Annotated in this window: 9 protein-coding genes; 6 read left to right on the forward strand and 3 right to left on the reverse strand. The window is 32.8% G+C overall.

What is annotated here, in order from left to right; all coding sequences use genetic code 11:
• Both FLACOL7796_RS24745 and pafA read left to right on the forward strand, forming a co-directional pair.
• On the forward strand, window positions 1-224 hold a 224-nt coding region (locus FLACOL7796_RS24745; RefSeq protein ID WP_232067429.1), incomplete at its 5' end, for a hypothetical protein.
• A 472-nt stretch (window positions 225-696) separates the two neighbouring features.
• A complete protein-coding gene (gene pafA / locus FLACOL7796_RS21305) occupies window positions 697-2,316 on the forward strand; it encodes an alkaline phosphatase PafA (RefSeq protein ID WP_173972807.1) in 1,620 nt (539 codons plus the stop codon).
• Window positions 2,317-2,448: 132 nt separating this feature from the next.
• Here the strand turns inward: pafA and ald are convergent, their stop codons facing one another.
• A complete protein-coding gene (gene ald, locus FLACOL7796_RS21310; RefSeq protein ID WP_173972808.1) occupies window positions 2,449-3,567 on the reverse strand; it encodes an alanine dehydrogenase in 1,119 nt (372 codons plus the stop codon).
• 201 nt (window positions 3,568-3,768) lie between these two features.
• Between ald and FLACOL7796_RS21315 the strand changes: the two genes are divergently transcribed.
• Window positions 3,769-4,227 carry an Lrp/AsnC family transcriptional regulator gene (locus tag FLACOL7796_RS21315; RefSeq protein ID WP_173972809.1) on the forward strand — a complete coding sequence of 153 codons (459 nt, stop codon included), beginning with the start codon at window positions 3,769-3,771 and terminating at the stop codon, window positions 4,225-4,227.
• Between the two features lie 79 nt (window positions 4,228-4,306).
• Here the strand turns inward: FLACOL7796_RS21315 and FLACOL7796_RS21320 are convergent, their stop codons facing one another.
• Both FLACOL7796_RS21320 and FLACOL7796_RS21325 read right to left on the reverse strand, forming a co-directional pair.
• On the reverse strand, window positions 4,307-5,755 hold the full coding sequence (locus tag FLACOL7796_RS21320) for a glyceraldehyde-3-phosphate dehydrogenase (RefSeq protein WP_173972810.1): 1,449 nt from the start codon (window positions 5,753-5,755) through the stop codon (window positions 4,307-4,309).
• A gap of 209 nt (window positions 5,756-5,964) precedes the next feature.
• The gene (locus FLACOL7796_RS21325; RefSeq protein WP_173972811.1) at window positions 5,965-7,365 is read right to left on the reverse strand and encodes a trypsin-like peptidase domain-containing protein; all 1,401 of its coding nucleotides are present in this window, start codon (window positions 7,363-7,365) and stop codon (window positions 5,965-5,967) included.
• A 160-nt stretch (window positions 7,366-7,525) separates the two neighbouring features.
• On the opposite strand from FLACOL7796_RS21325, the gene dapF reads away from it, so the two are divergent.
• Genes dapF through mltG form a run of 3 tightly spaced genes read left to right on the forward strand, consistent with a single transcriptional unit; the run spans window position 7,526 to window position 9,939 of the window.
• Window positions 7,526-8,308, forward strand: a complete 783-nt coding sequence (dapF, locus tag FLACOL7796_RS21330; RefSeq protein WP_173972812.1) for a diaminopimelate epimerase — start codon at window positions 7,526-7,528, stop codon at window positions 8,306-8,308.
• Window positions 8,309-8,354: 46 nt separating this feature from the next.
• Window positions 8,355-8,888 carry a GNAT family N-acetyltransferase gene (locus FLACOL7796_RS21335; RefSeq protein WP_173972813.1) on the forward strand — a complete coding sequence of 178 codons (534 nt, stop codon included), beginning with the start codon at window positions 8,355-8,357 and terminating at the stop codon, window positions 8,886-8,888.
• 10 nt (window positions 8,889-8,898) lie between these two features.
• Window positions 8,899-9,939 carry an endolytic transglycosylase MltG gene (mltG, locus tag FLACOL7796_RS21340; protein ID WP_173972814.1) on the forward strand — a complete coding sequence of 347 codons (1,041 nt, stop codon included), beginning with the start codon at window positions 8,899-8,901 and terminating at the stop codon, window positions 9,937-9,939.
• Window positions 9,940-10,265 lie beyond the last annotated feature (326 nt).

Consider the following 10,265-nt stretch of genomic DNA (forward strand, 5'->3'; position numbering starts at 1 on the left):
GGTACTGCAGTTATGTGGGAGAGTATGTCGTCGCCTTTCTTTTAAGAATCCTCATCATTTATTTGATGGGGATTTTTTGTTTTATAACACTTTTGAATTATTTAACCGCAAAGGGCGCAATGGGTTCTTATTCTTCTCATGGATTAATTTGGAAGGCTTCGTGGGAGTTTAGTTTGATATTTAACCGCAAAGAACGCAATGAGTTTTTTTTATTACTCTTGTAATTAATAAAGTTCGCAAAGCTGTGCGGTTATATATTGTGATTTAATCTAAAATATGTGATAAGAATCTTTTTAATAGTTAGAATTTTATCCCCAAGTCCAGTAATTTAATCTAAAATATGTGGTAAGCATCTTTTTAATAGTTGGAATTTGGAATTTTATCTCCAAGTTTTATAATTGGAATTTTCTTTTGGTAAACAGATCTTCTGTTTACACCAGACTGCGTTAGGGATGGAAGCGGTATCCTTTTGCGAAACACTAAACTTCTGGCGGAGCCTTACCCCTTACCCTGCAACCTCTCTCGCAAAAGATTTAGCGTACAGCCCGGCCCGGAGGGAAACGCCCAAATAATTTTAGGTGTAATTTTCTGTAACAATTTTTGTTAAATTATAATCGTTTGCTGGTTTTAAATTCGGGTGGGCTAGCCTATCTAAATGTGAATCTGTATTTTTGTATTAAATATTATAATTTAAGTATGAAAAAAAGTATTGTATTGTTGACATTGTTTGTTATCTCAAATTTAAGTGCTCAACAGCGACCTAAGTTGGTGGTAGGTATTGTAGTCGATCAGATGAAAATGGAATATTTATATCGGTTTTCTGATGATTTCTCACCAAACGGATTTAAGCGACTGATGAATAATGGATATACTTTTCAAAATATGCATTATAATTATATGCCGACTTATACTGCTCCGGGACATGCTTCAATTTACACTGGAACTACACCTGCCACACACGGAATTGTAGGTAATGAGTGGTTTAGCAGAACTCTTGGCAAAGAAACGTACTGTACAGATGATGCAAGTGTAAAAACTGTTGGTGATGGTACTGCTGCTGAAGGCGCGATGTCTCCTAAGAATTTACAAAGTACTACAATTACTGATGAAGTAAGAATGGCTACTAATTTTGAGGGTAAAGTTATTGGAATAAGTCTTAAAGATCGTGGTGCTATTTTGCCAGCGGGTCATTTTGCAAATTGGGCTTTCTGGTACAGTAAAACTGGCTCTTTTATTTCTAGTACTTTCTACGGAGAAAAATTGCCTGAGTGGGTTTCTGAATTCAATAATGAGAAACATTATATGTCTTACATCAATAAAGGATGGGATTTGTATAAACCAGTTGCGACTTATAATGAAAGTTTGCCGGATAATAATCCGTATGAAGGTAAATTATATGGAAGTGCAGCTCCTGTTTTTCCATACGATTTAAAATCAATGTATGAAAAGAACGATGCCGGAATTTTGAGAGCAACTCCTTTTGGAAATGATTTATTGGCTGAATTTGCTAAAAAAGCTATTGAAAAAGAAGAACTAGGGAAAGATAATATTACAGACTTTTTAACTGTAAGTTTTTCTTCTACGGATTACGTTGGTCACTTATTAGGGCCACGTTCTATGGAGTTACAAGATACTTATTTGAGACTTGATCAAACTATCGCTGACTTCTTAACTTATTTAGATAAAACTGTTGGGAAAGGAAATTATTTACTTTTCTTAACTGCAGATCATGCAGGTGCTGAAAATGTAATTTATTTGAAAGACAGGAAATATAATGTAGATAATTATCCATCTAAAGAAGTTAAAAAGAGTTTACAGGATTTCTCAACTAAGACATTTGGAGTTGATTTGATTTTAAACTACTCTAATTTTAATGTGTTCTTTAATAAGCAAATTATTAAAGACAAAAAGTTAGATTTAGTAAAAGTAAAACAAGCATTTAAAGACTTTTTGATTGCACAACCGCAAGTTAAAAAGGTATATACTGAAGAAGAAATATTAGCTAATGCCGGAAATGACTATTACTTAAATTTTGTTGCAAAAGGTTATGATGTAACACAGAACGGTGATTTAGTAATCATTGACAAACCTGGAGATATTGAATATTCAACCACAGGAACATCGCACGGAACGCCTTATGCATATGATACCCATGTACCGGCTATTTTTTATGGTTGGCATATAAAAAAGGGTGAATCTTATGATAAAAAAGCGATTACTGAAATTGCTCCAACGATAGCTCAGAAGATTAAAGTTACTTTTCCAAATGGAACAGAAGCAAAAGTATTGCAAGAAGTTTTAGATGAGAAAAAATAGTTTATCCATCTGATATAACATAAAAACCTGTCATAAACTATGACAGGTTTTTTTATGTCTAAAAAAAAAGACTTTTCAATTAAGAAAAGTCTTTTGGATAGTGTTTAGTAAGCACTTATTTTAATGTTAGCACTATGCGTTTGCTAACACTAACTCTTCGTTAAAAGGAAGATTCCAAGCTTCAGCAACTCCTTTGTATAGAATTTTTCCGTTAGCAATGTTTAATCCTTTTTTCAATTCTTCGTTTTCATTACAAGCTTTTTCCCATCCTTTGTTTGCTAATTGTACAGCATAAGGTAAAGTAGCGTTCGTTAAAGCTAATGTAGAAGTATAAGGAACTGCTCCTGGCATATTTGCTACACAGTAATGAACAATATCATCAATAATAAAAGTTGGATTTTCGTGTGTTGTAGGAGTACAAGTTTCGATACAACCTCCCTGATCTACAGCAACGTCAACAACTACAGTTCCCGGACGCATTAATTTAAGCATATCACGAGTAATTAAGTGAGGTGCTTTTGCTCCTGGAATTAAAACAGCTCCAACAATTAAGTCAGCATCTTTAATTGCTCTTGTAATATTATAATGGTTAGACATTTCTGTATTTACGTTTGCTGGCATGATATCATCTAATTGACGTAAACGTGGCAAGCTTAAATCCATAATAGTTACCTGAGCTCCTAGACCAGCAGCCATTTTTGCAGCCTGAGTTCCAACGATTCCTCCACCTAAAACTAAAACTTTAGCTGGTGGTACACCTGGAACACCACCTAAAAGAATTCCTCTTCCTTTTAATGGTTTTTCAAGATATTTAGCTCCTTGTTGAATAGCCATACGACCAGCAACTTCAGACATTGGTACTAATAAAGGTAAACTGCGATCTGCTTTTTCTACTGTTTCGTAAGCTAAACATACAGCACCTTTTTCAAGCATAGCGTGAGTTAATGGTTCTGATGAAGCAAAGTGAAAGTAAGTAAATAGTAATTGATCTTTTTTGATTAAAGGATATTCAGATGCAATTGGCTCTTTTACTTTAATGATCATTTCAGCAATAGCATATACTTCTTCGATAGTTGCTAAAACTACGGCACCAGCAGTTGTATATTCTTCGTCGCTAAAACCACTTCCTAAACCAGCAGTTGCTTGAACATAAACTACATGTCCGTGTTTTTTCATTTCAGAAACACCAGCAGGAGTTAAAGCCACACGGTTTTCATTATTTTTTATTTCTTTTGGAACACCTATTATCATTTTTGTTAGATTTTTTTGTTTTTGTTGAGATTCTTTTACAAAACTACAGATAGAGAATTTATTATGGATTAAGCACCTATAAATAAGAAAATATTATTTTATTTAATACTTTTACAGAAAAATATTCTATTTGAAAGCCTTTACACTTATCAAAAAAGAAAAAATGACTTATTTTTATTAATTATAGAAAACGTTTTCGTTATGGCTTTAGATGAAATTGACAAAAAAATCTTACGACTCTTACAGGAAAATGCGCACTACACGCTAAAAGACATTGCAAACAAAATAAATTTGTCTCTAACGCCTGTTCATGATCGTGTAAAACGTCTTGAAAAGGATGGGGTTATTGAAAAATATGTTTCGATCTTAAACAAGAAAAAACTAGGTAATAATCTTACGGTTTATTGCCAGGTGACTTTAACGAAGCAAACGTATGATACATCTGAAGGATTTAATCAATCGATTCTGGATTTGCCTGAAGTTGTCGAGTGCAATTATGTTTCGGGAAATTTTGATTATATGCTAAAAATCATCATCCCTGATATGGAAAGCTATCATCAATTTCATCAGAAAAAATTATCTGTATTGCCGGAAGTCTCTCTTATCAATACTGTTTTTGTAATTTCTGAAGTAAAAAGTACAACAGTTTTACCGATATAATTTTTCTAATTTTGAATTAAAAAGAAAAACCACCAAGCAGAACTTGATGGTTTAGAAAATGGTTGGTTTTGGTTTTATATTAATAGTAAGTAAAACGTCTTACTTTGGCAATATACTTCGCTAATCTGATTACCTGATGACTATAGCCGTATTCATTATCGTACCATATATAAAGTACAATATTTTTCCCGTCTTTAGATACGATTGTGGCATTACTATCATAAATAGATGGTGCAGATGTGCCAACAATATCAGATGATACTAATTCATTATTTAATGAATATTTTATTTGCTCTACCAATTCTCCTTCAAGAGCATATTTTTTCATGATTTTATTAATGGCAGGAATAGAAGTCGCTTTTTTAACTTCTAAATTCAAAACAACCAATGAGCCATTTGGAACAGGAACCCTAATAGCATTCGAGGTTAATTTTCCTTCTAATGAAGGTAATGCTTTTGCGACTGCATTTCCGGCACCAGTTTCGGTAATCACCATATTTAAGGCTGCAGCTCTTCCGCGGCGGTATTTTTTGTGCATATTATCGACCAGATTCTGATCGTTGGTATAAGCGTGAATCGTTTCTAAGTGTCCTTTTACAACTCCTAAAGTATCTTCAACAACTTTTAAAATTGGTGTTATGGCATTTGTAGTGCAAGAAGCTGCTGAGAAAATAGTAATTTCATCCGGATTGTATTCATTATGATTTACACCGTGAACAATATTCGGAATTCCTTTTCCTGGCGCTGTCAACAAAACTTTGCTGGTTCCCGGAGATGTTAAATGTCTTTTTAAAGCTTCTTCGGTAGTAAAAGCTCCCGTATTGTCGATGACTAAAGCATCATTAATTCCGTATTGTGTATAATCAATTTCTTCCGGAGAATTTGCAGTTATCATGTGTACGGTTGTTCCGTTGATGATTAGTGCATTATTTTTTGGATCAGCAATTACAGATCCCTGAAAGTCTCCATGAATAGAATCATAACGTAAAAGAGAAGCTCGTTTCTCTAAAGTTGATGCGTCATTTTTGTCACGGGTTACAATCGCTCTCAAACGCAATTGGTTTCCTTTTCCGGTTTTCGACATTAATTCTCTCGCTAATAAACGTCCGATTCTTCCAAAGCCGTACAAAACGATATCTTTAGGTTGAATTTCTTCTGATGATTTAGCTTCCTTTAATTTATCGTAAACAAAATATCGTGCATCAGGATATTTTTCATCTTCTAAACGATATTCGTAAGTCAATTTTCCAAGATCTAATTTTGCAGGTGGAAGATCTAATGATAAAATCACTTTTGCGATTTCAACCGAATCAAAAATGGTGATAGGTTTACCCACAAATTCACCTGCATATTGATGCAAATTGATAATATCGCTGACATTTTTATCCAATAACTGATTTTTGAATAAAACCATTTCGATGGATTTGTCATACCATAAATCGCTTATGATTTTTATTAATTCGACACCAGCTCTTCTTCGGTCGACTTGTAATGATACCTCTTTTTGGTACAAAGATTTTTTGCTCATAATTGATTAAATTGAAAAAATAAATACACGAATATTTTTAAATTTTGCGCAAAAGTATCCATTTCAATCGATTTCGTAAACTATTTTGTGATTTATTTTTGAAAAATAAAAAAGCCACCTTATTTCTAAGATGGCTTTTTTGAGTTTTTAGTTTCAGTCTCAGCTAGCAGTTTTTTGACTGAATACTGAGATTGTAAACTGAGTTTTTTTTAAATAATAATTCTAAGGATTTCTCCGTTTTTATTGATCATTTCCAAACGAACACTTTGTCCTTCGTCTTTTCTGTTTAAAAGTTTAGAAACCGTCTCAACGTTTGTTGCTTTTACATTATCAATACTAAGAATGATGTTGCCTTGTAACTCGTTTTGATATTGTCTCAGATTTTCATTATTAATCGTTCTGATTTTTACACCATAATCAATTCTGAATTTCTTTTTATCGGCAGCATCAATATTTTCCAATTCAATACCTTTAATTTCGGTACTAAAAAATTCATTTTTACTTAAAGTAACCGGAACTGTTTTAGTTTTTCCTTCTTTAATATAAGTTACTTTTACAACATCATTTGGTCGTTTGGTATTGATGTATCCTGAAAGATCAGCATAAGTTGCAATATTTTGATCGTCAAGTTTTACGATAATATCTCCTTTACCAAGACCGGCCTTTTCTGCTCCTGAATTTTTAGAAACTTTACTGATGTAAAAACCTTGAGTTTCAGTAACACCTAGTTCTTTTGACGCCGTACTATTCAATTCTCCGCCTTCAACACCCAAAATTCCTCTTTGTACATTTCCAAATTCCATAATATCTTCGATGATTTTTCTGGCGATATTAGAAGGAACAGCAAACGAATATCCAACATAAGAACCTGTCATAGACGAAATCATGGTATTAATACCAATTAACTCTCCTCTTGTATTTACCAATGCACCACCACTATTTCCCGGATTGACAGCAGCATCAGTCTGAATGAAAGACTGAATTCCGTTTGTGTCCAGATTTCTGGCTTTTGCCGAAACAATTCCGGCCGTTACAGTCGAGGTTAAATTATACGGATTTCCAACTGCCAAAACCCATTCGCCAATTTTTACCGAATCAGAATTTGCAAAAGCAGTATAAGGTAATTTTTCATCAGCATTAATTTTTAGTAAAGCGATATCCATTTTAGAATCGGTACCAATTAATTTTGCCTTGTATGATTTTTTATTGTTTAAGGTAATTTCAATTTCGGTCGCATCTTTAATTACGTGATTGTTGGTTACAATATATCCGTCTTCAGAAATAATAACACCGGATCCGGTACCAACTTGTTCTTGTTGTTGCTGACCGCCATAACCGTAGAAAAATTCCATCATAGGATTACTGACCGTTCTGCGCGACACATTTTTTACGTGAACAACCGTGTGAATTGTTTTATCTGCGGCAGCTGTAAAATCAACTGTTTCGGCAGACAGGGCAACATTCTTTCCAAATGAATTAGGGGCAAGAGTAACAACAGAATTTTGTCTTCCAAAAAAAGAATTGTTGCTTTCAAATAATAACTTGTAAGCACCAAGCGTAGTTGCACCACTAAGTAGCGAAACCAAAAATAAGGTTGAAAGTCTTTTCATAGTTATATTATATGTTTAAGTTATTATAATTTATGTTTTAAGTAATCTTACGTAAAAATAATTCAAAAAATTAACGAATAAAATGGTTTAACGCTCTTTAACATTGATTAACATTTCATTAATTATTTGTTCGTACTTTTGTAGTATTAATGTAAAAAAAATGCAAATAGAATTTTATAAATACCAAGGAACAGGAAACGATTTTGTAATGATTGATAACCGTACAAATTTCTTTCCAAAAGAAGATATTAAATTGATTGAACGTTTGTGCAACAGACGTTTCGGAATAGGAGCAGATGGACTGATCTTGCTTGAAAATGATACTGAAACTGACTTTAGAATGGTCTATTATAATTCTGACGGAAATCAGAGTTCAATGTGCGGAAATGGCGGACGTTGTTTAGTAGCATTTGCAAATCAGTTAGGTGTTATCAAAGACGAAGCTACATTTATCGCAACAGATGGTTTGCATCATGCTTCTGTAGGTGATGATGCTATCATTTCTTTACAAATGATCGATGTTGATGAAGTGCAAAAGAAAGATGCTTATACTTTTTTAGATACAGGTTCTCCTCATCACGTTCAGATTGTGGATGATTTAGAACATTATAATGTAAAAGAGAATGGCGCTGCAATTCGTTATGGCCAATTATATGGAGAAAAAGGAAGCAATGTTAATTTTGTAAAAAAAGTTGATGACGGCACTTTCTCGCTTCGTACTTACGAAAGAGGTGTTGAAGATGAAACTCTGGCTTGCGGAACTGGTGCAACAGCTGTAGCAATTGCTATGAATGCTATTGGTGAAACAGATAAAACCTCAATTAACTTAAATGTTGAAGGCGGAAAATTAGTTGTTTCGTTTGATAAATTGGGAGATCATTTTACCAATGTTTTCCTGACCGGACCTGCAAAATTTGTTTTTAAAGGAACAATAGAGATATAAAAATCCAAAATTCCAAATTCCAAGAACCATAATCTAAAATAAAGTAATGATAACACTCAAAGGAGAAAATATTTATCTGCGCGCATTAGAACCTAATGATTTAGAGTTTGTTTATGCGATGGAAAATGATGAAAGCATTTGGGAAGTTAGTAACACACAAACACCTTATAGTCGGTTTTTAGTTCGTCAGTATCTTGAAAATGCACAACAGGATATTTACGAAGCAAAACAATTGCGTTTGGCAATTTGTCAGGATCAGGATTTTCCGGCTATTGGTTTGATTGATTTATTCGAATTTGATCCTAAAAATAACAGGGCAGGTGTTGGAATTGTTATCCAGAAAGGTGAAAACAGAAATCAAAATATTGGTTCTGAGGCTTTAGAGCTTTTAATTAAGTATTCTTTTCATAATTTAAATTTGCATCAATTGTATGCAAATATTGCTGTAGGAAATGTAGCAAGTATAGCACTTTTTACTAAATTTGGCTTTGAGAAGATAGGAATTAAAAAAGATTGGATTTTGCTGAATAACCACTATCATGACGAAGCAATTTTTCAATTAATTAACAAACAAATTTAAATTTAAGACTTTGAGCATAAAAAAAATCATCACGATAATTGCTGTAGCCGTAATTTCAGTTTTAATGGTTTACGGATTTATTTTAATTAATAAAATATTCAGCGCCAACACAAAATTCGAAGAAAAAGAACTTTACGTATATGTTCCTACCGGAGCAAACTATACAGATGTTAAAAAAATATTAGCGCCTTATATTAAAAATTTCGACAATTTTGAAATGGTTGCCAGTAAAAGAAGTTATCCTGAAAATGTAAAATCAGGTCGTTTTTTACTTAAAAAAGATATGAATAATATTGATTTGGTTCGTGCAATGCGTGCCAATATTCCGGTAAAATTAGCATTTAACAATCAGGAACGCTTAGAAAACTTTGCAGGAAGAGTAGGTGCAGAGATTGAAGCAGATAGTTTATCATTAATGAAAGCGATAAAAGATCCTGCCTTTTTGAAAGAAAATGGTTTTAATGAAGACAATGTTTTTGCGATGTTTATCCCGAACACGTATGAGATTTATTGGAACACTTCTGCTGAGAAATTCCGTGATAAAATGATCAAAGAATATCACAATTTCTGGACGGCGGAAAGAATCGAAAAAGCTAAAAAACAAGGTTTAACGCCTGTTCAGGCTACAATTTTAGCTTCTATTGTTCATAAAGAATCGGTTAAAAAAGACGAAAGACCTCGTATCGCGGGTGTTTATTTGAATCGTTTACGTTTAGAAATGCCTTTACAAGCAGATCCAACGGTTATTTATGCTTTAAAACTTAGAGATAATAATTTTGATCAGGTTATTAAAAGAGTTTTCTATAATGATCTGGTTATGAAGTCTCCTTATAATACTTATGTAAATATCGGACTTCCTCCAGGGCCAATCGCCATGCCTGATATCACAGCTTTAGAAGCGGTTTTGAATCCGGAGAAAAACGATTATATTTATTTTTGTGCAAGCGTAGACCGTTTCGGATACCATGAATTTGCATCAACATACGAACAGCATACCATTAATGCTAAAAAATATTCAGATTGGATCGCTAGTCAGGGCGTGACAAGATAGTTTTTATTATTATTTAATGTATAAAATACAAGAAAACCGAGGCTAAATGCTTCGGTTTTTTTGTTCTATATATTAAGGTGCTTTTTTGTTTTGAGAATATAGACTTTTATAAAAAAATCAAAAAGTTTAGTAATTGAAAATTTCTAGTTTTTACTTCTAATTTTGAAACTATAATTTTAAAAAAAATAGAGGTTGATTTTTTCTATTTAATGGTCTTCTAAAAAATAAATTTATGTAGAATTATATTTCAGTTTACATAAATTTAATGAAAGAACCAAATTTATTCGGCATAAATTATGCTTAAAAATCTGAAACATTCAGTAAGT

The organism is Flavobacterium bizetiae (assembly GCF_902804475.1).
GTDB lineage: Bacteria > Bacteroidota > Bacteroidia > Flavobacteriales > Flavobacteriaceae > Flavobacterium > Flavobacterium bizetiae.